20 protein-coding genes, 1 tRNA gene and 1 riboswitch are annotated in these 26732 nt (G+C 46.8%); of the genes, 5 read left to right on the forward strand and 16 right to left on the reverse strand.

The features are described 5' to 3' along the window. Positions 1–365 precede the first annotated feature (365 nt). Positions 366–1598: a peptidase T gene (gene pepT, locus M3N64_RS05465; protein WP_249099247.1), complete on the forward strand. Its 1233-nt coding sequence runs from the start codon at positions 366–368 to the stop codon at positions 1596–1598. Positions 1599–1759: 161 nt separating this feature from the next. Here pepT and M3N64_RS05470 read toward each other — a convergent pair whose 3' ends face one another. Further along, a complete protein-coding gene (locus tag M3N64_RS05470; protein WP_249099251.1) occupies positions 1760–3157 on the reverse strand; it encodes an MFS transporter in 1398 nt (465 codons plus the stop codon). 174 nt (positions 3158–3331) lie between these two features. Here M3N64_RS05470 and M3N64_RS05475 point away from each other — a divergent pair, with 174 nt between their 5' ends. Together M3N64_RS05475 and M3N64_RS05480 are read left to right on the forward strand one after the other, a co-directional pair. Continuing rightward, entirely contained in the window at positions 3332–4504 is a 1173-nt protein-coding gene (locus tag M3N64_RS05475) for an MGDG synthase family glycosyltransferase (RefSeq protein ID WP_249099254.1), read from the forward strand. Between the two features lie 254 nt (positions 4505–4758). Continuing rightward, on the forward strand, positions 4759–5397 hold the full coding sequence (locus tag M3N64_RS05480; protein ID WP_249099257.1) for a LysE family translocator: 639 nt from the start codon (positions 4759–4761) through the stop codon (positions 5395–5397). A gap of 160 nt (positions 5398–5557) precedes the next feature. Here the strand turns inward: M3N64_RS05480 and rlmN are convergent, their stop codons facing one another. The 6 genes from rlmN to M3N64_RS05510 form a co-directional block, all read right to left on the reverse strand. Next, positions 5558–6631, reverse strand: coding sequence for a dual-specificity RNA methyltransferase RlmN (rlmN, locus tag M3N64_RS05485; RefSeq protein WP_249099261.1), 1074 nt, complete (start codon positions 6629–6631; stop codon positions 5558–5560). 115 nt (positions 6632–6746) lie between these two features. Next, positions 6747–7790 carry an AI-2E family transporter gene (locus M3N64_RS05490; RefSeq protein ID WP_249099264.1) on the reverse strand — a complete coding sequence of 348 codons (1044 nt, stop codon included), beginning with the start codon at positions 7788–7790 and terminating at the stop codon, positions 6747–6749. Between the two features lie 710 nt (positions 7791–8500). After that, entirely contained in the window at positions 8501–9841 is a 1341-nt protein-coding gene (locus M3N64_RS05495; RefSeq protein WP_283163308.1) for a C1 family peptidase, read from the reverse strand. 95 nt (positions 9842–9936) lie between these two features. After that, positions 9937–10941, reverse strand: a complete 1005-nt coding sequence (locus M3N64_RS05500) for a 5-oxoprolinase subunit C family protein (RefSeq protein WP_249099267.1) — start codon at positions 10939–10941, stop codon at positions 9937–9939. Further along, positions 10938–11648 carry a 5-oxoprolinase subunit PxpB gene (gene pxpB, locus M3N64_RS05505; protein ID WP_249099270.1) on the reverse strand — a complete coding sequence of 237 codons (711 nt, stop codon included), beginning with the start codon at positions 11646–11648 and terminating at the stop codon, positions 10938–10940. The genes M3N64_RS05500 and pxpB overlap by 4 nt, the downstream gene beginning before the upstream one ends. A gap of 237 nt (positions 11649–11885) precedes the next feature. Next, a complete protein-coding gene (locus M3N64_RS05510; RefSeq protein WP_249099273.1) occupies positions 11886–12644 on the reverse strand; it encodes a LamB/YcsF family protein in 759 nt (252 codons plus the stop codon). Between the two features lie 296 nt (positions 12645–12940). Here M3N64_RS05510 and M3N64_RS05515 point away from each other — a divergent pair, with 296 nt between their 5' ends. Further along, complete coding sequence (locus M3N64_RS05515) at positions 12941–14437, forward strand: aldehyde dehydrogenase family protein (RefSeq protein WP_249099276.1); 1497 nt, start codon at positions 12941–12943, stop codon at positions 14435–14437. Positions 14438–14745: 308 nt separating this feature from the next. Continuing rightward, a riboswitch (SAM riboswitch) is annotated at positions 14746–14849 on the forward strand. Between the two features lie 125 nt (positions 14850–14974). Continuing rightward, positions 14975–16279: an O-acetylhomoserine aminocarboxypropyltransferase/cysteine synthase family protein gene (locus M3N64_RS05520; protein WP_249099279.1), complete on the forward strand. Its 1305-nt coding sequence runs from the start codon at positions 14975–14977 to the stop codon at positions 16277–16279. Positions 16280–16416: 137 nt separating this feature from the next. Here M3N64_RS05520 and M3N64_RS05525 read toward each other — a convergent pair whose 3' ends face one another. The 9 genes from M3N64_RS05525 to M3N64_RS05565 all read right to left on the reverse strand — a co-directional run bounded on the left by M3N64_RS05525 (position 16417) and on the right by M3N64_RS05565 (position 26339). After that, positions 16417–17619: an NAD(P)/FAD-dependent oxidoreductase gene (locus M3N64_RS05525; protein WP_249099281.1), complete on the reverse strand. Its 1203-nt coding sequence runs from the start codon at positions 17617–17619 to the stop codon at positions 16417–16419. A gap of 321 nt (positions 17620–17940) precedes the next feature. After that, positions 17941–18012, reverse strand: a tRNA-Glu gene (locus M3N64_RS05530). A gap of 261 nt (positions 18013–18273) precedes the next feature. Then, positions 18274–18930 carry a deoxyribose-phosphate aldolase gene (gene deoC, locus M3N64_RS05535; protein WP_249099283.1) on the reverse strand — a complete coding sequence of 219 codons (657 nt, stop codon included), beginning with the start codon at positions 18928–18930 and terminating at the stop codon, positions 18274–18276. Positions 18931–18954: 24 nt separating this feature from the next. Beyond that, positions 18955–20253, reverse strand: a complete 1299-nt coding sequence (locus M3N64_RS05540; protein ID WP_249099286.1) for a pyrimidine-nucleoside phosphorylase — start codon at positions 20251–20253, stop codon at positions 18955–18957. Positions 20254–20264: 11 nt separating this feature from the next. Then, positions 20265–21458 carry a phosphopentomutase gene (locus M3N64_RS05545; protein ID WP_249099290.1) on the reverse strand — a complete coding sequence of 398 codons (1194 nt, stop codon included), beginning with the start codon at positions 21456–21458 and terminating at the stop codon, positions 20265–20267. A gap of 485 nt (positions 21459–21943) precedes the next feature. After that, the gene (locus M3N64_RS05550) at positions 21944–22993 is read right to left on the reverse strand and encodes a ketopantoate reductase family protein (RefSeq protein ID WP_249099294.1); all 1050 of its coding nucleotides are present in this window, start codon (positions 22991–22993) and stop codon (positions 21944–21946) included. Between the two features lie 409 nt (positions 22994–23402). Next, positions 23403–24287, reverse strand: a complete 885-nt coding sequence (locus M3N64_RS05555) for a glycine betaine ABC transporter substrate-binding protein (protein ID WP_249099297.1) — start codon at positions 24285–24287, stop codon at positions 23403–23405. 1 nt (position 24288) lies between these two features. Continuing rightward, the gene (locus M3N64_RS05560) at positions 24289–25137 is read right to left on the reverse strand and encodes an ABC transporter permease (protein ID WP_249099299.1); all 849 of its coding nucleotides are present in this window, start codon (positions 25135–25137) and stop codon (positions 24289–24291) included. Further along, the gene (locus tag M3N64_RS05565) at positions 25134–26339 is read right to left on the reverse strand and encodes a quaternary amine ABC transporter ATP-binding protein (RefSeq protein WP_249099303.1); all 1206 of its coding nucleotides are present in this window, start codon (positions 26337–26339) and stop codon (positions 25134–25136) included. Before M3N64_RS05565 ends, M3N64_RS05560 begins: the two co-directional genes overlap by 4 nt. Positions 26340–26732: the final 393 nt, after the last annotated feature.

Below are 26732 nucleotides of genomic sequence, written 5' to 3' on the forward strand. Positions count from 1 at the left end.
TCCCGCTGATGTCTCGCACTTTCGTATCATGCTTGTACTTTTATGCTTAGCTAAGATCAAGAGGGTGTCTCAGAAGTCTGTTGATGATGGGATGCCTTTTACAATGACGTACGTTTTGCGATAAAGGTGCAGTTAATGCCTGCGGAACGTTTCTGTTGATCGAGCAACTGGAGCGCCGTATAAAGTTCGGCACCTTTTGAACAGCCTCTTCACTCTATTTTCACATGTACTGGATGATGAAGTGCCGCATCGTGGTTAAAATAAACAGAGCCACCGCTCTCTTCACTCAGGCATTCGGCAAAACAGACGCATTGCGCGCTTTGCCGTGGTAAGATAGAAACAGATTATTAAGGAGGCTGACCCCTGTGAAAGAAGATCTGATCAAACGCTTTACTTCATACGTAAAAGTCAACACACAATCAGACGATGACAGTCCAAGCTGTCCGTCAACGCCTGGCCAGCTGACGCTCGCCCGTCAGCTCGTTGCAGAATTAAACGAAATCGGCATGCAGGAAGTAGCCATGGATGAAAATGGTTATGTCATGGCAACGCTGCCCGCAAATACGGACAAATCGACTCCGGTAGTCGGATTCATGGCCCATGTCGATACAGCAACCGATTTTACCGGCGATGGCGTTAATCCTCAGCTTGTTGAGCATTATGAGGGCGGCGATATTGTCCTGAACAAAGAGCGCAACATTGTCCTCAGTCCGAAAACATTTCCCGAGCTCCTGAATTATAAGGGGCATCTGCTGATCACGACCGACGGCACAACGCTTCTTGGCGCCGATGACAAGTCAGGTGTCACTGAGATCATGACGGCTATGGACTATCTGATTCAGCATCCCGAAATCAAACACGGCAAAGTACGCGTAGCTTTCACGCCGGATGAGGAAATTGGCCGCGGCCCGCACAAGTTCGATGTTCAGGCATTCGGCGCTTCTTTTGCCTATACAGTTGACGGCGGCGCGCTTGGCGGACTGGAGTATGAGAATTTCAATGCTGCAGAAGCAAAATTAATTTTTAAAGGCAGCAATGTGCACCCAGGTTCCGCAAAGAACAAAATGCTGAATTCCATAAAAATGGCTGTCGATTTCCAAAATCAGTTGCCCGCGGAAGAAGCCCCTGAACGCACCGACGGATATGAAGGCTTCTACCATCCGCTGAGCTTTACCGGTGACGTGGAACAGACTAGAGTCGTTTATATCATTCGCGACTTTGACAAAGAAAAATTCGAAGCAAAGAAAGCGTTCGTCCAGAAAACCGTGCAGAGACTCGAAAAGAAGTACGGAGAAGGCACCATTGAACTTCAGTTAAAAGATCAGTATTACAATATGAAAGAAATTGTTGAACAGCATAAAGAAGTAGTCGAAGTTGCTTATCAGGCGATGAAAAATCTGGATATTGAGCCAAAGGTGCTGCCTATTCGCGGAGGGACCGACGGCGCTCAGATTTCTTATATGGGCCTGCCGACACCTAACCTGTTTACCGGCGGAGAAAATTTCCACGGTAAATATGAGTATATCTCGGTGAACGACATGATTAAGGCGACCCGAACCATTGTTGAGATCGCCCGATTATTTGAAGAACAAGCCTGAGAGTATTCAATGGAAGGGCAAGCCCCTGAGTCTGCATCCAGATTCAGGGGCTCTGTTTTTATGACGTACCTCTTATAACTGGCAGTGGGGCCCAGTCAGCAGCCCGCAAGATCCGATGCAGGAGAAGCAAGGCTTCCGTGAATCATGCTTGTCATTCGCAATCACATGATTTTCCCTCTCTTGACCAGCGTCTTCTTCACCGAATAAATATCCCGAACGTTATATTTTGCCATAAATACATAGCAAAGCGCGGAAGGGATAAGCGGCAGCTGCAGCAGACTCATCGTCAAAATATAATCGCTTGGGCTATGAATGTAGATAGACACGATGGCCAGTATGGCACCAATACCCAGATTACCTACTGTCCGGCCAAGACTGTTCGCTAAGTTGGCGATACTGAAAACCGTGCCGCGATGCTCCGGCAAATTGACGTCTGTAATCAGTGCCAGCCAGTTTGGCGTGTTCGCCGATTGTGCGGCAGACGCAAACAACGAAATCACAAAAAGAGTCAGGACCCATGGATTTGTCATCAGGTCACCAAGCAGACTGAAAAATAAAGTCACTGAATTCGTTGTGTCAGGGAGTGATAATTGATCAATTGGAAAAATAAATAATAGAATATACAGCGGCATGGTCAAAAAAACAAACACCGCGGTAATCAATGCGCGTGCCTTGTAACTTTTTCGTTGCAGCACATCCCCGAGATAACCGAAGAAAGAGGACAGGGTTCCTCCAATTTGGAAAATGCCAAACAGAAAGGCGGCGACAATCATTGCAATTTTCGTGCTGTACCCAAGCTCTTCAATTTTCGATATGTAGAGTGTCGGCAGCCAGATCAAGCTTCCCGTTGCAATGTTCATAAAGAAGCCTTGCAGAAAGAGCAGCAGGTTGCTCCTTTTTCCAATCATTGCAACCACTTGGCTAATGCTGATTCGATATGTATAATTCATACCGAGCTCCATTAACCGTTTCAGTTCAGGTTCTGTATTGCCAAAGCGTGGTTCCTCAACAAAAAAGTAAAAGACAATGAGCACCATGCCGATGAGTGCCAGGATTTCAAATGGAAGACGCCAGTTGGCCATTGTCGATATGATAGAAGCGATCAGCGCGCCGGCAATGCCGCCAAATCCCTGAGACATGCCCCACAGGCTCAGGATCATGCCGCGGGAGTGATAGGGCACATAATCGGTCAGTGCACTGAACCCAATGGACGCAACACAGCCCAGCCCGATTCCGGTAATAATTTGACAGCTCAGCAAGTGCACATAGGAATTGCTGAGCGATGTCAGATAAACACCGACGACCCAGATCATGGTGCCAAAAATAATCAATCGCTTGCGATGGTATTTCCCGGACAGATAGCCCCAGAACAATGAAGAGAACGAAGTAGCCAGAATATTAACTGCTGAAATGACACCCATTGACGAGATCGCGACATGTAAATCGCTTGATATGTTAGAGAAGAGCGGCGGGAACAATCCGATCACAATATTATCGAATGCCGCTAAGCTGACGTATACGGAAATCGCATAAACAACTTTGAATTTCTGCAATGACATACGGACGTGTCTCCTTAGGTTTTTGTTGCGCAGCTATAATCTTTTTGTTACGATTGTTCAATAACTGCCTTAAATAAATTGTTTCTTGTCCCAGTTTAGCATACAATGTAAATGAGACAGAAGAGACTGCTTATCTAGCGAGTCAGTCCAATTGTTAGAGAAAGGATATCTTCGATGATTAAAAATATACTCATCATTTCTTCAAATTACACCGGACACGGCCACAAAAGCATCACGGAATCACTAAGTGAAAAATTTGATATTGTTCCGGATGTAAAGATTCATGTGGTCGATGGTTTCTCATTAGGCGGAAACACATTGCTGAAAGTCGGTAAAATGTACGGTCCGATTACGAGAAACTCGGAGCATCTCTGGAAAATCATTTGGGATATCACATCCGTGAAGGTGCCGTTTGTCAATCATCTGATTGAAGCAAAAATTCGCACCAGATTTCTTGCTCTGCTTGACAAAGTTAAGCCTGATCTCATTCTGACCGTTCATCCGAATTTTAACGGGTCCATCCTCAATATTCTCGAAAAAAACAATATTGATATACCTTTCGTCACGTTAATCGCTGATCTGATCAGCATTACACCGCTATGGGCGGACAGCCGCGCCGACTATATCATCAGTCCGACCCAGGAAGCCAAAGAAAAATGCATTGAATTCGGTGTACCTGCAAACAAAATCAAGGTACTTGGATTTCCGGTTCGTTCACGTTTTTACACCCAGACGCACAAGGACATTGAGCACTACTCACCGAACAAACCGCTCAACTGTCTGATCATGAGCGGCGGTGAAGGTGTCGGAAACATGGGAAAAATGGCTAAAACCCTGATCGAAACGTTCGGATTTAACATTACCATTGTAGCCGGAAGAAACGAAAAATTACAAGCACACCTGAAAAAATCACTGGTCAAGAAGTATGGCGACAAGGTGAAAATTTACGGATTCACCAAAAATATACAGGATCTCATTGCCAGTTCTGATATTGCGTTCATTCGAAGCAGCCCGAATGTTATGATGGAGGCCGTTTCCTGCAACACACCGATCGTCATTACAGGGGCACTCCCGGGTCAGGAAGCAGGAAATCCGAAGTTTGCTGAAAAGTACCACCTGGCGATTACATGCGACTCAATGAGCGATCTTGTACCGACGATCAACGAACTGCTCGAAAACAACGTTGCCATGTTAAAAGAGATTAAAAAATCACAGCAGCAATTCATGGATCCGCAGACCTCTGAAAATATCGTCAACTTTATTCTAAATATTCCAGATGAAGGGGCGCTTCAGCCTGCCGGAATCGCTCATGATGTCTCGTTCAATAACATAAATTATGAATCCTGATTGTTGGCCGAAAAGACGGAAATCCGTTTCGTGATTTCCGTCTTTTCTTATACTATAAGAAAGTTTGAAATTCAGCGGATGATTGTATAAGTGCGACGGCGACTTTATCTTCACCAGAGGCTTGGCAAAGCCAAGTTTTCTAATGCCAATAAAAATTTCCCGAAAGATAAAGGTGAGGGAACGACGATGCATCTTATGGCAACGAGAAGGTGTCATGCCAGTATATTTTATAATTGAAAGGGGGGGCCGCGGTCTTGGAAAATTATCTGTTCTATCTGTTTGTCTCCTGTCTGCTTGTTTTACTACCGGGGCCTGACATGGCGCTTGCGACCCGAAATACACTCATGTCCGGCCGATCCGCCGGGTTCCGCACCATTTGCGGCACGTCATCAGCACTCATGATCCATACATCAGCAGCGGCACTCGGTCTGTCCGCACTGCTCGTTCATTCAGCCGCCGCTTTTTCACTTTTTAAATATATAGGGGCTTGCTATCTTTTCTATCTGGGCGTGCGTACTTTATCCGGCCTGCATAAACAGAGTCATCAGAACCACCCAGGCATCCATCTTCAAACAAAGCAAAAAACAACCTCAATAAAAATCAGCTTTTTTCAGGGATTCATTACCAATCTGACAAATCCTAAGGTTGCTGTTTTCTTTTTGACCTTCCTTCCGCAGTTTATTCGTCCCGGTAATCATTCAATCGTTCCTTTTTTCATTCTCGGAATCTCACAGATTATCATTAATCTGATTTTACTCAGTCTGTATGTGCTGCTTATCGCGTCATTCAGCCAATGGCTGCATCGGCCAAACGTCCAGCGTATCATACAGGGGACAACCGGGTTCTTTCTGATTGGGTTCGGTATTCAGCTGGCATTGACGCATCACCGGTAGCCCATTCAAAAATCGTGATCCGGAAGATGTCACATCTGGTGTTTATGATTTAAACTTGCATTCGCTCACGAGCAAACGCACAGATACGGGCAAATGTACAAAAAACCCGGAAGAGTGGAGACGCTCTTCCGGGTTTCATATGATTGACTCTCTCAGGCCATTATGATCTTACGGCGCGCGTTCTTTTCATTTGCTTGCTGCGCAGCTGGCCGCAGGCGGCGTCAATATCCGTGCCGAATTCCTTGCGAATGACCACATTGATCCCGCGTTTTCTCAATGTCTCGTAAAATGCAGTCACAGTGGTTTTTTCGCTTCGCTGGTATTCAGAATGCTCTTCAACCGGATTGTAAGGGATCAGGTTGACATAAGACAGATGGCGCTTATTCTCCAGAAGCCTGGCCAGCTGGAGCGCCTCCTCTTTATGATCGTTGATCCCTTTCAGCATAATATATTCAAATGTAATACGACGGTTGGTCTTTTTTAAGTAATAATCCACCGCATCCATCAGCTTTTCAATTGGATACGCGCGGTTGATTTTCATCATACGGCTGCGAAGTTCGTTATTTGGTGCATGCAGTGAGATTGCCAGATTCACCTGCCAGTCAATATCGGCAAATTCATAAATTTTCGGTATGATACCGCTGGTTGAAACCGTGATATGCCGCGCCCCGATACCAAGACCCGATCCGCTATTAATAATCCGCAGAAAGTTCATGACAGAATCAAAATTGTCAAAAGGCTCACCAATTCCCATGACCACAATATGACCGACCCGCTCATCATTTCCTCTGGCATCCAGACTTTGCTGAATTTTGAGCAGCTGCTCTACCATCTCACCACTGGCCAGATCACGGTTCTTTTTAAGCAGACCGCTTGCACAGAAGCTGCAGCCGATATTACAGCCGACTTGTGACGTGACACAGACAGACAGGCCATATTCATGCGGCATGAGCACCGTTTCAATCAGATTGCCGTCGGACAGGCGAAACAGAAATTTTGTTGTCCCGTCCTTTGCCTGCTGCTCAATCTGTGTTTCAAGGCTGCCCAAGACAAAGGCACTGCTTAACAGCTGAACCGTGTTTTTAGAGATATTCGTCATTGCATCAAAGCTGGTCACTCTTTTGACGTACAGCCAATTCCAGATTTGAGCGCTTCTGAACTTCTTTTCGCCATGATCAACCAGCCAGTCGGTTAATTGATCCAATGTTAATCCATAAATGGAGGGTTTATCCATATTCATACCTCTTTTAATGATCGCATAATGATTCCATCATACGTGAATTCATCTTTCCAGGCAAGGGCAGAGCTCATCACCATGGACAACAGCATTCTCTGCCGCACCCGAACCTTTATTTGTCGCTCCTGGAACGATTAAAGGGCAATTTTTTCGCTGGCCGTTTATATTCGACACCAAGTACGTCGATCAGGAAAACAAAAATCGGAAGACCAACGATCAATCCCCAAATTCCGAAAAAATGTTCCGAAAAGATCAGCACGACAAACGTATAGAAGACCGGAAGCTCTGTTTTGGCCGACATCAGTTTCGGATTTAAAACATAGGCTTCGATTGCATGCACGAAGAGAATGGCGAGAACCATGTAGATGACGTCCTGAATGCCGCCAATCGTATAACCGATGATGCAAAGCGGAAGCAACGAAATGACGACCCCGGCAACTGGAATCAGACTCAGCACGAACACCATCAGAATCAGACTGACCAGCTGAGGAAAATGAAGAATGGCAAGAATGATCGCCGTAATTGCCGTATTCACCAGTGCAATGACAAACTGCGCTTCGATAACTTTTCCGAAGGTCTGCACAAATCTTGAGCCGAAAAAAGCAACCTCTTCGTAGAGAAAACCGATCTTGCTTGTCTTAAAACCCTTGGAAAACTGAATCAGCCGATCCTTCTCAAGTGAGAAAAACAGACTGAGCAAAAGAGCAAGAAATAAATCAATCGTAAACGAACCGAAAGAGGAAAAAGAATCAATAATAAACTTAACGCCTGATTTCAGGTATGTTTCAACATTATATTTCTGCAACTGATCAAAGATTGCATTCACAACAACCGAACCGCGAAATTCTTTGATGGTTTTCATGATTGAATCGAAAAGCTGCACGGTCTGATCGGCAATAATCGGCAGGTAAATGGTCATTGCCGCATAAATACCGATCCCTATTAACAAATACAAGGTAATAACGATAAGCCGTCTGGGCAGCCGTATCTTTTGATGGACAAACGTTTCCAGACGATCAACGAGAAAACAAAAAATAAAGGTGAGCAGCAGCAGGTCAAGGAGGCTGCGCAATAAATAAATGATAAAAACCAGCAAAGCAAAGATCAACACACGTCGAACCGATTGTCGCTTCAGGTACCCGATCAGTAAATTCATGAGTTCTGTTTCCTTTTCTCCTTTAATCCTTTATTTCAATTTTATATCTAGTATTAGGAACAGCTCCATATCTCTATATTAGAGGTTTTAAGTTTGAGATGCAAAGCATTATTTGTCCCTTCATTTATATTCATTTACATCATCGGTCGAAAAAAGTTTCATGCCTTCGCTTCGTAAAATCATCCACATCTATAAACATTAAAATGAAGCACATTTAGAAACTTAGAAAAACCGGGCAAAAAACGCCCGGTCCTTACTTCCGCAGGATGTGATGGCTTCCGTGTTGTGCACAAGACGTGCACGCCTGTAGTGGAAGTTCCTTTTCAACCATCGAAAGTTCCTTTATAATTATTGAAAATTCCCTTACATTAGTGGAAGTTCCTTTTACGCTGTAATCGAACTGGGTTCGTGTCTTTACAGTACTGAATCGACGCTTCAGTTGCTCGCTTGCCGCGGGTGTCTGTCTCGCCCTTTCGTATCTAGCTTATACTTTAAATCTTATTCTTTCTTAATAATACAAAAAAGATGCCGGAGCGATCACTGAGATCGGCCGGCACCTGTAACCAATAGCTGCTTATTTTTCAATATAAAGTTGATGATCCGCAAAACCCTTCGTATTTTCTGAGGGTAACCGCAGTGCACGTGCTCATTCTTTATAATTGCTGCCATGACGGACGCTTTTGCAGAGTCTGCCAGATTGACAGATTTTCTTATTGCATGACCGCAAGCGCGCCCATCGGATCCCAAGGCTTCAATTCAATCGGATCCTGCTCGAAAGCTGCCTTCAGATCATCGGATAAATATTTTTTGTTAATCACCACTTGATATGTGTACTCATCCATCCAAGGATCACTCATAACAAAATACCCTTTCGTTCCCCACTTTTCGCCCCAGCTGTTTTCAACCTTCCAGCGGTTTGGTTTGCCGTCAACAAGATTTACGCCGGTCAGCACCATGGCATGTGTCAGGCAGCTGTGCTTATAGTCAAGGCGTTCCGCTTTGTTCATCTTGAATTCAGTTCCGAATGCGGCTTCATAGTCGTAGAGTGCCGTATCCATAATTCCGTGCTTATTATCCGAATATTGGACAACATCGCAGCCGAACCATACGGATTCATTATCCTTGATCTGGCTGATGGCGAGCGCCTTTAACGTCTCCATATCCACATTCAGATATTTAATCGGGTGTCCGCCAACGACCGTGCCAAGAAATTGAACCGTATACGTTTTATTGTATGGCTTATCTTTGGTCGGTGCGTTAATGACTGCAACATAATCGTTCAGATCAAGATCAATGTATTTTTTGAAAAACGCTTGCGGGGTGATGCCAAGATCTCTATGAAAATGCTTATCTTCATCACGGTATTCAAAGTCGAACGTTTTCGGCGGTTCCCCGAGTGCAAATGCAAGAATACGATAAATGTCGCCAAGCATAACCGTTTTCGCGTTTTCAAGCGCTTCACGTGTTTTTTTGTCCGCATACAGCTTGCGCAGTACACCGGCATCCTCGCGCAGTTTGGCGTTCAGCACACGGTTCAGCTCGATCGTCCGACTGCTTTGATAGGTTTCCGGCATCGCCTGCTTTGGAACCACACCATATTTTTCCAGAATGGCAACAAGCATATCCCATTGTCCGCCGTCCTGCTGCGGTGTCTCCAGCAACCAGGAAACCAGCCTCCCTTCCAGAGGTTCAGATGCAGTCTCAATTATATTTTCCAGAAAATAGTTCGCCTTTTCAAATTTATCCCAAAAAAGCGTATAGTTTTGCGAGAGTTCAAAGTCTTTAAGATTATATGTTTCACTGAGCTTATGGCGGAATGTATTCAGTGCCGCAAACATCCAGCACCGTCCACTTTGCTTCTGATCTGCCACTTTTCCGGTTTCGATCTCTTCAGAAAAAACCGGATTCATCGATACAACTGCATCGCTGTTCAGTGTGGCCGCATGAATACCATTTTTCATTATTGCATCTTGAATAATTTTATTTTCAGCAATGCTGCGCACACTGTCTGAAAACGATTCAATCATGGAAGCTGAAATTTCTTTTGCCAAGATTAAGTCCTCCTATCATAAAGTAACAGACCTATTATAATGCTAAACCGCACCAACGAAAAGCACGGATGTTTCGCATGTCACTTTCCCTTACATCAATTATTTTTTTGCGCAAGCAGCCTGAAGCGGCATTTAATTTCCTGGTGAAGTCGTTTCAGTGTGTGATACTGCTGGATGGCAGCCGCTTCTCCTTCCTGAGTCGTAATCATCCGAAACCGCAGCTTCGCGCCCGGTGATAATTGGGCCAGCAGGGAAAGGTCCGCAGAGGCAACCTGGGCAATGCGCGGATATCCGCCAATCGACTGGTGATCAGTCATTAAAATAATCGGCTGGCCATTACCTGGCACCTGAATGGATCCATTGGTTACGGCTTCCGAATAAAGTTCGCCCGCCTCTTCCAGCAACAGGTGCTCACCGCTTAATCGATAGCCCATTCGATCGGATGATGCCGTGATTTGATAGTTCGTGCTGAGAAATGCTTTCCTGCTTTCCTCGGAAAAATGCGGCCACAGTGTATCGGGCATGACACGTATCCAATGCATACCGCGATAAGAACGGCGCAGTGCGGCATACCAACTAATTGGCGATTCAACCTGAGCCAGAACGCTCATTATTCCCTGCGCATATGGAGAAGGGATGCCGGTCGGCAGGCAGTCATGCTCCGCAAGCAACCGTCCTTCGTACCCGCCGCATCCGGCACGCAAATCGGTCGAACGACTGCCGTACCATACTGGTGTAGCCACACCACCTGCTACCGCCAGGTACCCTCTGCTTCCTGAGAGCATTCTGCCAATCGTTAAAATGTGCCCACCTCGCGCAAGACAGGGTCTGCCCATGCCAATTTCCCGCCCATTAAGCATGGGTATACACTCAGCACCAGTCACGGCGAACAGTGTATCTTCGGTAAAAAAAATGCTTGGTCCAGCGAATGAGTACTCAATCACCGCCGCCGATTCATGATTATCCACAAGCCAGTTGGCTATCTTTGCCGCTGGTGGATCCATCACTCCGCCGACAATAATGCCGTAGCGTTGATAGCCTGTCCGTCCGATATCCTGTACTGCGGAGGCAAACCCTTTCTGAATAATCTTCAGTGTCATGAGGATATTCCTTTCATCTGTGCATACTCCTGTTCAGGAATCGGATCAAAGATAACGACATCTCCCGCATGCAGCAAAGTGGGCGAATCTGCCTTCGGAGTGAAAAGCGAAACGGGCGTTCTGCCAATGATCTGCCATCCGCCAGGAGACTCAAGCGGATAAACGCCGGTCTGTCTGCCGGCAATACCGACTGAACCTGCGGCAACTTTCAGCCGCGGTGTCGCCCGTCGCGGTGTCGCAAGCGCTTCTGACATGCCGCCAAGAAAAGGAAAACCAGGTGCAAAGCCAAGCATGTAGACCAGATATTCAGACTGAGCGTGCCACTTAATAACCTGATCGGTGCTCATCTGATGAAATGCCGCGACTGCATTTAGGTCAGGCCCCAGTCTGCCTCCATAACAAACCGGTATATGAATCACGCGTCGCTGAATTTGCCGCTCATTACCGCAGGCCTGCTCAGCCAGCTGGCTTAAAATATCCATAACCTGCTGCTGCGCGGTTCGTTCTTTTTTTCCACGCTTAATCACTTCAACCGGATTATAATAAAAAACGACATTGGTATATGCCGGAACATATTCAATAAATCCGGGAAACGGGTCGCGGTCAACCTGCAGCGTCAATCTCTGAATACTCAATTGTATGTGCGGGGCAATCTGGTCTCCGAAACGGACTCGAACAGCCTGATCACCAAACGGTTCAATACGCATTGCTCAGCCCCACCCTTAATTTTTAAGTTTTATTGAAACCCGCCCGTTTATTACCTGGCGCCCGTTTGCCGTGAATCAGAAAAGCAGCATAAATTTAAACAGAGCTAATTAAAAGGGCACAGATTTTCCACGTCTTTCGATGCCACCACCCTCTGGCGTGATCATACGTGTTCATACGGAAATCAGCGAAAAATGAATCGGAAATACAGCAGTTAAGAAACTGGAGTTCAACCATCCTCACGTCCATGCGCAGATCGTGACGCCGCGATTCTGCAGTTCATCCCGAATGGCCGCAGCGAATGCCACAGCTGCTGAATTGTCTCCGTGAATACACAATGTCTCCGCACGTACCTTTGCTTTGCTTCCATTCGTAGTTGTTACTGACCCTTCTTTGATCATCTGGATCACTTGCTTCAGGGCCTGACGTGTGTCCGTAATGAGTGCATCCGACTCTGTTCTTGGCGTCAGCGATCCGTCCGGACTATAGGTTCGGTCCGCGTAGGCTTCATAAACGACATGCAGGCCTGCCCGCTCACCCTCCCGCGTGAGAAACGTGCCGTCCATTCCGAACAGAAGCAAGTCAGGATTGACATCACGCACCGCATGTGCCACAGCTTCAGCGTATTTTTCATGCAATGAAGCCATATGGTACAGCGCACCATGCGGTTTCACATGATTTAAACGAACATGCTGCGCTGCCGCAACCGCCTGAAGAGCGCCGATCTGATAAACGGTCAGATCATACACCTCGGATGGTGCCATGCTCATAGCACGTCTTCCAAATCCGATTAAATCAGGAAGCCCGGGATGTGCACCGATCATTACACCGCTGCGCTTTGCCCGGATCACTGTTCGCCGCATTTCAGAATAGTCACCAGCATGAAAACCGCAGGCGATATTGGCTGATGTGATCAGCGCGAGCACTTGTTCATCGTTGCCCATGCGATATTGGCCAAAGCTTTCTCCCAGGTCGCAGTTTAAATCAATCTGACTCATCCACATCCATCCTTTTCGTGAGGATTCCAAGACAGGCACAAATATTTAATTCTAGAATAAGTCAAACACGATTTCGATGCAAAAACCAGTTGGTGCATACGAGTTGGAATTACGCGTAAAAAATAAGCGAATGCCGAAAAATTGAATTTGTCACTCGTCAAATGTTACATCGACAAAAAAATTGAGATTATCTTTTCAAAAAAGAGAGCGTTTTCTTTTTGTTTTTCTAAGGTATGCATTACAATAATACTGTGATCTTTATAACACCAACATAAAAATTGAAGGGAAGATGTGCAATGAGTATTCAAGACACAATCCTGGAACACGCGGTAGATTCTGACTACAAGTTATATATCGGCGGTAAATGGGTCGAAAGCTCTGAAGGCCGAAAAATAGCAAGCTATAATCCAAGTACCGGAGAAAAACTGACTGAGTTTACCGACGCAAGTCACGCTGATGTAGATGCAGCAGTAAAGGCTGCAACAGAAGCATTCGAAACCTGGAAGGATATCGGCGTTCAGGAGCGAAGCGCACTCCTGCTTAAAATTGCTGATTTGATTGACGAAAATACCGATCATCTGGCCCTTGTTGAAACGCTCGACAACGGCAAACCGCTGCGTGAAACCACAGGAATTGACGTTCCTGCAAGTGCAGATCATTTCCGCTACTTTGCCGGTGTCATCCGTTCGGAAGAAGGAACAGCCAACGCACTCGATGAAAACACACTGACAATTAATCTGAAAGAACCGATCGGCGTCGTCGGCCAGATCATTCCCTGGAATTTCCCGTTGCTGATGGCTGCCTGGAAAATTGCACCGGCAATTGCCGCAGGCAACACAGTCGTGATCCATCCGTCCTCATCCACATCACTCAGCCTGCTGGAGCTGGCTAAGCTACTTGATCAGGTACTTCCTGCCGGAGTCGTTAATGTGGTCACCGGCCGCGGTTCCGATTCAGGAGATTATATGCTTCATCATCCCGGATTTGCTAAACTGGCATTTACCGGCTCGACACAGATTGGCTATGAAGTGGCGGAAGCTGCTGCAAAACGCCTGATTCCGGCGACACTCGAACTTGGCGGCAAGTCGGCCAACATTTTCTTCGACGACGCGCCATGGGAACGTGCTCTTGAGGGTGCTCAGCTCGGCATCCTGTTTAACCAGGGTCAGGTATGCTGCGCGGGATCGCGTATCTTTGTCCAGGAAGGCATCTATGACAAATTCGTTGCCGCTCTGAAAGATGCCTTTGAAAAAGTGCAGGTCGGTCTGCCTTGGGAAGACGGCGTACAAATGGGCGCTCAGGTTAACAAACGCCAGTTGGAAAAAATTCTTGAGTACGTTAAAATCGGCAAGGACGAAGGAGCAACACTTGTCACAGGCGGCCGACAGCTGACCGACAACAATCTGGATAAAGGTGTGTTCATGGCACCGACCATTCTGGCTGATGCGAATAACGATATGCGCATTGCTCAGGAGGAAATCTTCGGGCCGGTAGCAACGGTGATTAAATTCAAAGATGCCAACGAGGTCATTAAACTCGCCAACCAGTCCGAATATGGTCTTGGTGGTGCTGTCTGGACTCGCGACATTAACAAAGCACTGCGTGTAGCACGCGGCGTGCGCACCGGCCGTATGTGGGTCAATACGTATAATCAGCTTCCTGCGGGCGCACCGTTCGGCGGTTACAAAAAATCCGGTATCGGTCGTGAAACATATAAGAGCATTCTTGATGCCTATACACAGACCAAGAATATTTATATCAGTACAAAAGAAGCAACTGAGGGCCTGTATTAATCAGATCAGAAACGCAGGCACAAAATCGTTCATGCGATTCCATTACATCCCGGGTGATCCAAGATCACTTGGGATTTTTTCTGTAAGCATAAGAAAATTTAAAATTCAGCGGATTACAGTATAAGTGCACCGCCTGCGGCTTATCCGCTTCCAAAATGCGTATGACAGAACATCAGAATGCATAGCCAGTGGTTGAATCACGCCGGTTGCAGATATAAAAGTATAATTTATTATTAATCTCATAAAATTACTCGTATTTATACTTGACAAATAGAAGGATCGCAGATAAACTTAATTCAATTAAATAAATCTTATCAAGAGTGGCGGAGGGACTGGCCCGACGAAGCCCGACAACCAGCACAGCGATGTGTATGGTGTTAATTCCAGCAGATTAAGTTCTGGCAGATAAGAAAAGCATCGGCGATAAAGGCTGCTTCTCCCATCATCTGCGAGAGGCAGCCTTTTTAATCTGCGCGAACCCCCTTTCTAAGATTTTATTTAATAGAAGGAAATTTAAGAAAACAAGGAGAGATGAACATGGCAGAGGAAAGAAAGTATGGGTTTGAAACGTTGCAAGTACATGCAGGTCAGGTGCCCGATCCGGCAACGGGGGCGCGCGCGGTTCCAATCTATCAGACAACCTCATTTGTTTTTAAGGACGCAGATGAAGCGGCTGATTTCTTTCAATTAAAGAAGCCGGGCAATGTGTATGCGCGAATCATGAATCCGACCGAAGATGTTTTTGAGCAGCGCGTAGCTCAGCTTGAAGGTGGATCAGCAGCACTGGCAACCTCCTCAGGGCTCGCAGCCATCACCTACGCAATATTGAATGTTGCAAGCAGCGGTGATCATATCGTTTCCGCCTCCACTTTGTATGGCGGAACCTATGAACTGTTCTCAGTCACTTTGAAAAAGCTCGGCATTGATGTCACCTTTGTTGACCCAGATGATCCTGAAAATTTCCGCAATGCGATTCAACACAATACCAAAGCCATCTACGCAGAAACGATCGGCAATCCGAAAATTAATATTCTCGACATCGAGGCCGTCGCGAACATTGCTCATGAATACAAAATTCCGCTCATTGTCGACAACACCTTCGGAACTCCTTATCTTGTTCGTCCAATCGAATACGGTGCGGATGTTGTCGTACACTCGGCAACAAAATTCATTGGCGGCCACGGCACAGCAATCGGCGGCATTATCGTTGACGGCGGCAAATTTGACTGGGCAGCAAGCGGAAAGTTCCCCGACTTTACAACCCCTGACAAAAGTTACGGCGGCCTGATCTATGCCGACCTCGCGCCTGCTGCGTTTGCCGCTAAAGCACGCGTACAGCTGCTGCGCAATACCGGAGCAACCATCAGTCCGCAGAATGCCTTTCTGTTCCTGCAGGGACTTGAGTCTCTTTCTCTACGCGTCGAGCGTCATGTGCAGAATGCGCGAAAAGTTGCGGAATACCTGAACAACCACCCGAAAATCACATGGGTTAATTATCCTGAATTGGAAGGAAACAAATACAGAGCGCTTGCTAAGAAATACTTCCCGAAAGGTGCCGGATCCATCTTTACATTCGGCGTCAAAGGCGGAAGAGAAGCCGGAAAAGCATTAATTAATAATGTCAAGCTCTTCTCGCTGCTGGCGAACGTTGCAGATGCAAAGTCACTGATCATCCATCCGGCAAGTACAACGCATGCTGAACTGACACCTGAAGAACAGGCAGTCACCGGCGTTACACCGGAGCTGATCCGGGTTTCCATCGGCGTTGAAACCGTTGACGATATTATTTATGATCTGGAACAGGCACTTGCAAAAATTCCGGATACAGTAACAGCAAATTAAACAGAGAAAATAATTGTGTTAAAAAGCGGGGGTTAATGATTCAAGAGGGCGTCTCAAAAGTCGGAATCTGACGATGAGGCACCCTCTTTTACTTTTTTGTAAATCAATATTTTTAATATACCTGCCCTTTCATATACTCATTTTATAAGACTGAACCTTCCTTTTTTAATCATCGTTTCCACGCCGCCGATTTTGGCCAGCGCACGATTCTCAATCACTTTTTTCATGATTGATGCCGGACGGCCCTTCAGCTTCCGCCCCATCACCTCTCCAACCGCATCGTTTTTCCCCAATGAGCAGACCGTCCCTTTATAATTATAGACAAATGGTTTCGTCGGGTTGCCATGCAGCATTGCGTTCAGATTATAGGCTGCGCAGTCCGCCTGCTGCAACGCAATCTGCGCCGTGGTCGGATACGGACGCCCGCTTTGCGGATTGATCACTGCCGAGCAGTCACCAATGATTAATATTTCCGAGTGCCCTTGTACAGAAAGATCGCGGTTAACCGTTACGCGTCCGCGCCGCTGATTGAACCCGGAAGCTGCAACAACTGAGCTGCCGCTGACGCCTCCTGTCCAGACAAATGTACCAGCCTGTATGGATTGGATCTGGTCATCCGTTCGGTAATCAATCCGCCCTTCGTCAACACTCGCGACTCTTCCGATGACAAATGCGACACCGCGACTGCTTAATCTGCCTGCCCCATACTCCGCCAGACGGCGGTGAAACATCGGCAGCGCATTGGGCGTCGGCTCAATACAGATGATCCGTACCAGATTCTTATCGATGTGATAGCGTTCAATAAGTGCGGGCATTCGATTCGTCAGTTCACCGAGAAATTCAAAGCTTGTAAATCCTGCACCACCAACAACAATAACCAAGTGTTCCAATCGATGATCCTCGGTCCATTTTTCGAATTGTTCTTCGATGTGCGCTCTGATTTTTGTAACAGAAGGAATATCAGAAATAAACAGGCCATAATGTTCCATGCCCTGAATGCCGAACAGTTCCGGTTCAAAACCAAGACTGATCAACAGATAATCGTAGGAAACCGGGGCATGGTTTTTGAGCAGAACACGCCGCTTCTCCGGCTCGACGCATACCACTACATCCTGAATAAATGACGTCTGGCTGCGGTCAACGACCAGATCAAGCGAATAGCATATTTCGTCGGCATTTGAGGTACCTGCCGCAACCTCATGCAGCGCGGTCGTCTCACAATGATAATCATTTTTATCAATGAGCATTAACTCAGCGTCCGGCCTTATTTTTTGAAGCTTTTTCAACGTGCGAAGTCCTCCGTAACCTGCTCCTAAAATAACGATCCGCTTTTTACTCATCTTCACACACTCCTTTTCGGACATAAATGTTCGTCACAATTTGTTCACATTTCTCTTCTTTATTGTAACTCAATATGTAACCGCTTACAAATGTGTATTTTAGAAAACTTGGCTTAGCCAGGTCTCTGGCGAAGGCAAAGATACCGTCGCACTTATACGATAATCCGCTGAATTTTAAACTTTCTTATAAAAAAGATGTGCTGAACGGACTATCGGAACGTTTGCACGCTTACCGCATATAAGCACTTATTTTCGAAGCACACAGCAAAACAAGGATGCCTCGCAGTCAAAAAGACCGCTGAGACACCCCTGTTTCATTCAGAGGGCGTACGGGAATTGAACCCGCGATCATGGAATGAGAATCCATTGGCTTAACCACTTGCCCAACGCCCTATATTCATCATGCCTGTTAGAGCACCTGGCTTTGCCAAACCTCTGGCGAAGGCAAAGACCGTAGTTGCACTTATACTATAATCCGCTAAATTTTAAACTTTCTTATAGTACAAGAACAAATGATCCGCTTATTTGGCACGAGAACTAGTATAGCACAAAATCGACAGTTTTTTCAAGTATATAATGCCACAAAGTACGATCTCTCAAAATGTCTGACTTCTGAGAAGGGTGAAATCGTCATCAAATGAAAAAACAGGCACTTCATTCATTGATTTCCGCAATAATCCTGATTCCTGAGCTGGCACCGATTCGCGAGGCACCGGCGGCAATCATCGCTTCCGCTTCTTTTTTTGAGTGAATACCGCCGGCCGCTTTAACCCCGATTGCGTCACCAACCGTCTGGCGCATCAGAGCGACGTCCTCGCTTGTCGCGCCTCCTGTTGAGAACCCGGTTGAGGTCTTCACATAATCAGCACCCGCCCGAACGGCAAGCTGACAGGCACGCACTTTTTCTTCATTAGTAAGCAGGCAGGCTTCAATGATGACTTTGACTAGCGCACGCTTTTGTGCCGCCCGCACAACTGCGCGAATATCCGCCTCAACAGTCCTTTCATCGCCGCTTTTCAGAGCACCAATGTTGATCACCATATCCACTTCATCAGCACCTTTTTCAATCGCGTCTTTCGTCTCAAAAGCCTTGGTTTCGCTTGTTTCGGCACCAAGAGGAAAACCGATGACCGTGCACACCTTGACATTCGAGCCACTCAGCTGCTTTACGGCCAAAGGCACCCAGTATGGATTGACACAAACAGAAGCAAAGCCGAATTTTTTTGCCTCTCCTGTTAATTTAAGAATATCTGCCTGATCAGCGTTCGGTTTGAGCGCAGTGTGATCAATATATTTTGCGAGGTCTTTCATTTTGTTGGCTCCTTTAATTTCGAATCATTCAATGATTTTATGGATAAGTGCCGGTCTGCTTGCCTGATCAGCCAATCTGATGGCTGTGTTCAATAGTCTGACAACATGTGCGACATCTTTCGAGTCTGAATGTATGGTCAGCAATGGCTCATCCTTGGCCACAGAATCCCCGACCTTTTTGTGCAGCACGATACCCGTTGCATGATTGATCTGCTCTTCTTTAGTCGCCCGTCCGGCCCCGAGAAGCATCGCTGCCAGTCCAATCTGATCTGCTTTCATTTCCGCAATGACACCGCTTGATCGCGCCGGAAGCTCGATTTGGTATTTGGCCTGTGGCAGTCTCTCAGGATGATCAGCAACACTCGGGTCACCGCCCTGATTTTCAATGAACTGCCTGAATTTGTCAAAAGCCCTGCCCTGATCCAGCGCCTGCTCCAACAGCAGTCTCGCTTCCTGACGCGTCTTTGCACGTTCTGCGAAAACAACCATGCGGCTGCCAAGCTCCAGTACAAGTTCCTTCAGATCCTCAGGTCCATGGCCACGCAGCGTGTCAATCGCTTCTTTGACTTCAAGTGCGTTGCCGATCGCAAAGCCGAGTGGCTGTGACATGTCGGTAATGACCGCTGCTGTTTTCCGCCCGACACGGATCCCGATTCGAACCATTGTCTCCGCCAGACGTATGGCGTCTCTTTCACTTTTCATAAATGCTCCAGATCCGCAGGTGACTTCAAGGACAATGGCATCGGCACCCGCCGCAATCTTTTTGCTCATTACTGAACTTGCAATCAACGGAATGGATTCAATTGATCCGCTGACGTCCCGTAAGGCATATAGTTTCTTGTCCGCAGGAACCAGATCGCCACTCTGCCCGATCACGGCAATTTGATCACGATTCACGTGATCGATAAACTGAAGACCATCCATCTCTACGGAGAATCCGGAAATGGACTCAAGCTTATCAAGTGTTCCCCCGGTAAATCCGAGACCGCGTCCACTCATCTTGGCCACCGGTACATTGACCGAGGCAACAAGTGGTGCGAGTACCAGCGTCGTTGTGTCACCCACACCACCCGTCGAATGTTTATCAACCTTAAGCCCGGCAATCGGAGACAGATCCACGGTATCGCCCGAGTCCACCATCGCACGCGTCAGCGCAGCAATCTCCGAATCGTTCATATCCCTGAAGTAAATGGCCATCGCAAGGGCGCTTGCCTGATAATCCGGAATGGTTCCATGTGTATAGCCTTCGATAAAAAAACGGATTTCTTCATCCGTTAAGGCTATCCCATCTCTTTTTTTGGTAATGATATCAACCATTCGCATCACGCATCACCTCAGTTTAAAGCGTTTAAAAAACTCTCACCAACTTCAGGTTTTTCTGTATTAAAATTGGCGGCCACCGTTGCGCCGATGTCCGCAAAGGTCTGGCGAACCGGAAGCGCTCTGCCGATGGTAAAAGACGGTGAATAAACAAGCAGGGGCACAAATTCTCGCGTATGATCTGTGCCACGAAAGCCCGGATCATTGCCATGGTCCGCTGTGATCATCAGTAAATCATTCGCATTCAATTTTGGAAGTGCCTCACCGAGCTGACGGTCGAACGATTCGAGTGCCCTGCCGAAAAGTACGGGCTGCCGGCGATGCCCATACTTCGCATCAAAGTCAACGAGATTGGTAAAACTGAGCCCGTGAAAATCGCGATCAAGCAGACGAATAAAATGATTCATCCCATCCTCATTGCTGATCGTGTGCCAGCCCTCAGAGATGCCCTGCCCGCTGAAAATATCATTGATCTTCCCGACAGCCAGCGTATCCAGACCGGCATGCTGCAGAAAATCAAGTACCGTTGATTTCGGAGGTACGAGCGTCAGATCGCGGCGATTGGCCGTCCGTTCAAAGGTCGGCGCGCTGTCGCCGATGTACGGGCGGGCAATGACACGGCCGAGATGATAGGGTTCGTTAATCGTCAGTTTGCGTGCATAGTCACAAATTTTATATAATTCTTCAAGCGGGATCACCGCTTCATGAGCGGCAATCTGCAGCACCGAATCTCCGGATGTGTACACGATCAGTTCACCCGTTTTCATCTGGCGCTCGCCAAATTTCTTGATAATTTCCGTCCCGCTTGCCGGCTTGTTCCATATGATTCTGCGGCCGCTGAACGCCTCTATTTTCCCAATCAGTTCATCGGGAAATCCATTGGGGAACGTATGAAGCGGTGTCGTTACCGGCAGCCCCATCATCTCCCAGTGTCCGTCCATACTGTCTTTGCCTGCGGAAATTTCATGCATTTTCGTATAATAAGCGAATGGCTTCTGCTGAACCGGAACACCCTGAATCGGATTTTCCGGACGGATATTAGACAGGCCGAGTTTTGCTAAATGAGGGATCAGAAGCCCATTCATTGCCTCGCCCGTATGACCTAAGGTATCGCAGCCTTCATCACCATATTTCGCGGCATCGGTTGCTTCACCGATGCCCACCGAATCCAGCACGATGATATGAATTCGTTTAAATCGTTCGTTCATTATGTCCTCCTGTAAGCGAAACGTGTTCGGAGTTTTTTGGAAAAATCTATACTTCATTTTACCCCATCACACAGAAAGCCGCAAAAAACTTCGGAAGCAGACGCCTGACAAGACGCAATCCGAAATTTTTTTTAGAAAACTTGCCTTTGCCAAGTCTCTGGCGAAGGCAAAGATCTCGTTGCACTTGATTTGACAATTCAAGAGTATTAAAAAACCGGGTGAAGCACCCGGTCATTGATCGCAACACTGTCATCATTTGAGTGCGATTTACCGGCCATTCAGCATGATTTACCGGTCATCGCTCGCTTTCACAGTTTTCCACCAGCGTTTTTGGTCTATTTATTTTGTTGGCATTGGCGCTGCGGCTGCTCGCTTGTCGCGGGTGCACGCACCGCGATCCTCCTCGGGCAAGCTGGAATCTGCGGTGTCCCCTATCCCTCAAGCATGTCATGGATGTTTCTTATCTTGTTAGAACACTTTTTAAATTATTCCTCGTTATATTTTCTTGACTCTTCTTTAAGATGAACAAGGTCTACAAGCATGGAATGGTACGGTGCCTCCAGACCATGTTTCTCCGCCAGACGGACAATCGCACCATTAATATAATCGACTTCAGTCGGCCGGTTCGTGCTCATGTCCTGGTGCATCGACGGATAGTGAAGCGGATTCCCCACTTCCGATACATACATGACTTGCTCAACCAGTTCGTCTCTGGTCACTTCCATCTTGAATCCTTCGGCATCAATGGCTTCATAAGCTTCATAAATCAGCTTGCGTGACATTTCCTTCGCATTTTTATATGCAGCAAACTGTCCCATTTTTATGTTCATCAGTGTGCAGAGCGTGTTGACAACCGAATTGAAAACAAGCTTGGTCCAGACCGTACCCATGTAGTCTTTCTGAACGGTCGGATGCATCAATGCCTTCTCCATTTCTGCTGCAACCTTGTAGATAAAGTCATTCGGCTCACCTTCAACCCGAACAATATGCACATGTCCACCGCCGCGCTTGCCGATGAAATCGACCTTGCCCGGTCCCTTCATGACGGTTGCGATCATTGCCGTTCCCGCAATAATATGTGTACGCGGAACAAACCGGGCAATGTATTCAGCACCGCCGAAACCGTTCTGATTCGTCAGTACGTACGTCTGTTCACTAATAAAGTGTTGACACCTTTCCATCGTTTCAACTGTATGCATGTCTTTAACAAAAACAATCGCAAGCTCCGGAGTTTCATGATAGTCCTCCGGATAACTGATACTGACTTTGACAAAACGCTCATCCTTACCGTCCCGCCAGACATGCACACCGCCATTTTTCCTGATCTCTTCTACATTGGGTTCCCATGTATCTACGAAATGCACGTCATTCCCTGCTTCCTGAAGAAGCACACCATACCTTAATCCCATCGCACCTGCACCAATCACGACAATCTTCATCCTTTTCGTCTCCTTTTTCTGTTCTCCTTCAGTCTCCCATGCCTCTTTTCTGATCTGCACGTCGTTCACTTCTCCAAGTAAAACGAAGAGCCCCATCCAGATGCTGCTCTGAATGAGGCTCTGCTTAAGTCCCATTCAGTACAAATAGGACTCAAGCACATACGATCGATGAATCGATGGATGCACTGAGTCCTAACTAATCAAAATGACGACTACTTTGTACTGTTTTGAACGGAACATGATTGCGACCTTCTTTTTGGAAGACTATTTAAGTGAGTGCTGTCAGTTTACACGATCCATGGCTTGTTGTCAATGGAATTTTTCGAAAATTTGCATTTAAGGATACCCACAAAGATCCCAAATGTGTACTAGCAAATGAGGTCAAAACAAAAGGACCGCTTTGTTGCCACGGTCCTCTTTGAATAGCCGATGAACTTATCGTTCTCTGCATCGTCCTCTTCCGCACAGTAAAAAAGCAGCGGAAGTCATTCGAAAGACAATCTAATCAATCCTTCAAATCTTCAATTGAATTGATCTTTACATAAGAAGGAACAACCAGCCCCAGCTTTGTTCCTTTTAAATTCGGGCCAAGATCAGTTACTTGATCCTTGAATTGTTTCAGGTAATCCGCATGCGTTGACGGAAGCCAGGCGGCAACAATAGCATCGTCACTGCCTTTTGCAAGACCGGCCCACATTTGCCCTGCACCAAGCTGCTCCATTGTCACCTTATACCCCAGATCCTGAAGCACTTTGGCAATCACATGTGTACTGGCAATTTCAGAGGCCCATGCCACATAGCCGAGTTTAATGGATTTACCACTGACTTTCTTGGCGCCTTTGGTCCACGCACTGACTTTGTCAGGATTTTCTTTTACCCATTGCGCTGCTGCTTTCTCGGCATCAGTACCGTTCTGAACCGAGAGCATCACCTTGCTCATATCCGCAGGTGTCCAATGAAACTGATCGAGGACCTTGGTCGCGTTGGGATCTTTCTTCTCGAAGCCCTTGTGGACAATAGTGTGGATGCTTTCTGACTTTCCGTATATTCCCTTCGGATCCTTTAAATATTTCAGATCATATTTCTGGAACATCCAGTGCGGTGTCCATCCTGTAACAACGATCGGCTGCTTCTTTTTAATCGCCTTATCAAGCGCAGCGGTCATCGTTGATTCTGAACCCGACTGCACGGTCCAATTACTCAACCCGTAGTCTTTAACTACCTGATCCGTCAATTTCATTTCACCGGCACCCGGATCAATACCGATAATCTTATGGTCAACTTTATTGCCGAATGAATCCGCACTGCCCGCACTCTGGCTCTGGCATCCTGCAAGAGTTAACGCAGCAATGATTAACGCGCTTAAAAAGATAAGATTAAACCTCTTCATATTATGCTCCTCCTGTCTTTTTACCTCGTGTATTTTGTGACATGCGATCCAGCATAATCGCAATAATTACGATTGCCAGACCAGCTTCAACACCAATGTCAGTTTTCAGTGACGTGACTGCCAGATAAACATCAGCCCCAAGCCCTGGTGCACCGACAAGCGACGCTACGACAACCATCGATAATGAAAGCATGATGCTCTGATTCACGCCCGCCATGATTGTCGGCGCTGCCAGTGGAATCTGCACCTTAACTAGTTTCTGCCATGTAGTCGAACCAAATGCATTTGATGCTTCAATGAGATCGCCGGGAACCTGGCGAATTCCCAGCCCGGTCATACGAATCGTCGGCGGCATGGCAAAGACAATTGTCGCCACAACCCCGGGCGGCATACCGGTTCCGAACAGGAAAATAGCCGGAATCAAATAAACGAATGAGGGCATCGTCTGCATAAAATCAAGAATCGGTGTCACGATGCGGTGAAACGTTCGATTAATGCCAGCCAGTATGCCGAGCGGAAGGCCGATTATTATGGAAAGAACCACTGAAGTCAGGACAAGAGCAAAAGTCTGCATGGCATGCTGCCAGTAGCCCAGATCATAGATCAGAATCAGTCCAATCAACGTAAACAGAGCAACGCCCCAGCCCCGTCGCCAAAAAGCAACGCCTGCACAGATCAAGATAAAAACAACGGGCGTCATAAACAGAAACAGCCAGACCAGACTGTCAACAAAGCCCTGGATTCCGGAGGCTATATAACCGAAAAATGTATCAAAGTGATCAGTAATGAATTGAATGAATACATCCGCCCAGTGACCGATTGGTATTTTAGGCAAAAAGGTGGCATTCATGAGTGCTGCACCTCCTTATCTTTCGTTAAGGGTGTATTTCCTGCCAGCGCGTGAATAATCGCTCCACGTCGTACAAGCCCGCGCAGTCTCCCCTGATCATCAACAACCGCGAGTGGAATCGATGATTTTGAAATATCGTCAAACAGATCGTTCAGATGTGTATCCACTTTAACCGGCTGCACCTTTTTAACAAATTCACCAATTGCCGTACTCGTTTTAATCGCCTGTGCTGCATCGTCTGCATCCACGACACCAAGCAGCTTCTGACTGCGATCAACAGCGAAAATGCTTGAAATGCCATTGTCATTCATCAGCTTTAGCGCAACGCGGGCACCACGATCAATAGTTACCGCATCCGCATGAGTCATAATGTTTCCTGCTGTGATGACCTTACTCAGATCAACGTCTTCAACAAAATGCGCCACATAGTCATTGGCCGGATTCATGAGAATCTCTTCAGGTGTGCCGATCTGAACAATGCGCCCGTCTTTCATCAAGGCAATTCGATCGCCGATACGCAGCGCTTCATCCAAATCATGCGTGATGAACACAATGGTTTTTTTCATCGCATCCTGCAAATCAAGCAACTGATCCTGCATTTCCTTACGAATTAACGGATCAAGTGCGCTGAAGGCTTCATCCATCAGCAGAATATCCGTATCACTGGCTAATGCGCGGGCAAGCCCGACGCGCTGCTGCATGCCGCCGGACAGCTGACTGGGGTAACTCGCTTCATAGCCCTTCAGTCCGACAAGAGCCAATGCCTCAAGTGCTCGCTTTTCACGTTCTCTTTTATCGAGTCCCTGAATTTCAAGCCCGAATAATGTGTTGTCAAGAATGGTTCGGTGAGGAAAGAGCGCGAATCCCTGAAAAACCATACTGATTTTCTTACGCCGAACTTGACGCAATTCCTCCGCCTTCATCTGTGTAATCTCCTGATCGTCTATAAAGATACTCCCTGATGTCGGCTCAATTAATCGATTCAGAAGTCGGACCAAGGTCGATTTCCCGCTTCCGGACAGGCCCATGATGACAAAAATTTCACCGGATTCAACATAAAAACTTGCTTCAGCAACGCCGACATTCAAATCGGTTTTCTCTTTTATCTCTTTTTTCGTTAATCCTTGTTCCAGTAATTCCAGACCATGCCTCGGATTTTTACCGAAAATTTTAATTGCCTGCCTGACTTCAATTTTTTTCATTCGAACACCTCATCTTCCTTTATAATCACCATTAGGATTGTTTTTATCGTCAGTCTCTATTAAGAAAAACCGTGCAAAAAGTGCCCGGTCCTTACTTCCGCACGATGTGGTGGCTTTCGCGTTGCATACAGGACGTACTTCCGCAGGATGCGGTGGCTTTCGCGTTGCATACAGGACGTATGCGCCCTTAGCGAAAGTTCTTTATAGTTATTAAAAAAGTTCCTTACATTAGTGGAACTCCCTTTTCAACCAGCGAAAGTTCCTTATAGTTATTGAAAATTCCCTTACTTTAGTGGAAGTTCCCTTTACGCTGTAATCGAACTGGATTCGTGTCTTTTCGGTACTGAATCGGCGCTTCAGTTGCTCGCTTGCCGTGGGCGCACTGCGAGCCTC

Origin of the sequence: Sporolactobacillus mangiferae, from assembly GCF_023336505.1 — a bacterium.
GTDB classification, from domain to species: Bacteria; Bacillota; Bacilli; order Bacillales; family Sporolactobacillaceae; genus Sporolactobacillus; species Sporolactobacillus mangiferae.

Excerpts from the sequence above, each read along its gene's own strand:
- M3N64_RS05490 (WP_249099264.1), bottom strand. The coding sequence starts at position 7,790 with ATGAATTTACTGATCGGGTACCTGAAGCGACAATCGGTTCGACGTGTG.
- M3N64_RS05545 (WP_249099290.1), bottom strand. The coding sequence starts at position 21,458 with ATGAACGAACGATTTAAACGAATTCATATCATCGTGCTGGATTCGGTG.
- M3N64_RS05550 (WP_249099294.1), bottom strand. The coding sequence starts at position 22,993 with ATGGGGCTCTTCGTTTTACTTGGAGAAGTGAACGACGTGCAGATCAGA.
- M3N64_RS05475 (WP_249099254.1), top strand. The coding sequence starts at position 3,332 with ATGATTAAAAATATACTCATCATTTCTTCAAATTACACCGGACACGGC.
- pxpB (WP_249099270.1), bottom strand. The coding sequence starts at position 11,648 with ATGCGTATTGAACCGTTTGGTGATCAGGCTGTTCGAGTCCGTTTCGGA.
- M3N64_RS05555 (WP_249099297.1), bottom strand. The coding sequence starts at position 24,287 with ATGAAGAGGTTTAATCTTATCTTTTTAAGCGCGTTAATCATTGCTGCG.
- M3N64_RS05540 (WP_249099286.1), bottom strand. The coding sequence starts at position 20,253 with ATGCGAATGGTTGATATCATTACCAAAAAAAGAGATGGGATAGCCTTA.
- M3N64_RS05560 (WP_249099299.1), bottom strand. The coding sequence starts at position 25,137 with ATGAATGCCACCTTTTTGCCTAAAATACCAATCGGTCACTGGGCGGAT.
- M3N64_RS05510 (WP_249099273.1), bottom strand. The coding sequence starts at position 12,644 with ATGAGTCAGATTGATTTAAACTGCGACCTGGGAGAAAGCTTTGGCCAA.
- M3N64_RS05470 (WP_249099251.1), bottom strand. The coding sequence starts at position 3,157 with ATGTCATTGCAGAAATTCAAAGTTGTTTATGCGATTTCCGTATACGTC.
- M3N64_RS05520 (WP_249099279.1), top strand. The coding sequence starts at position 14,975 with ATGGCAGAGGAAAGAAAGTATGGGTTTGAAACGTTGCAAGTACATGCA.
- M3N64_RS05500 (WP_249099267.1), bottom strand. The coding sequence starts at position 10,941 with ATGACACTGAAGATTATTCAGAAAGGGTTTGCCTCCGCAGTACAGGAT.
- M3N64_RS05565 (WP_249099303.1), bottom strand. The coding sequence starts at position 26,339 with ATGAAAAAAATTGAAGTCAGGCAGGCAATTAAAATTTTCGGTAAAAAT.
- rlmN (WP_249099261.1), bottom strand. The coding sequence starts at position 6,631 with ATGGATAAACCCTCCATTTATGGATTAACATTGGATCAATTAACCGAC.
- M3N64_RS05515 (WP_249099276.1), top strand. The coding sequence starts at position 12,941 with ATGAGTATTCAAGACACAATCCTGGAACACGCGGTAGATTCTGACTAC.
- M3N64_RS05525 (WP_249099281.1), bottom strand. The coding sequence starts at position 17,619 with ATGAGTAAAAAGCGGATCGTTATTTTAGGAGCAGGTTACGGAGGACTT.
- deoC (WP_249099283.1), bottom strand. The coding sequence starts at position 18,930 with ATGAAAGACCTCGCAAAATATATTGATCACACTGCGCTCAAACCGAAC.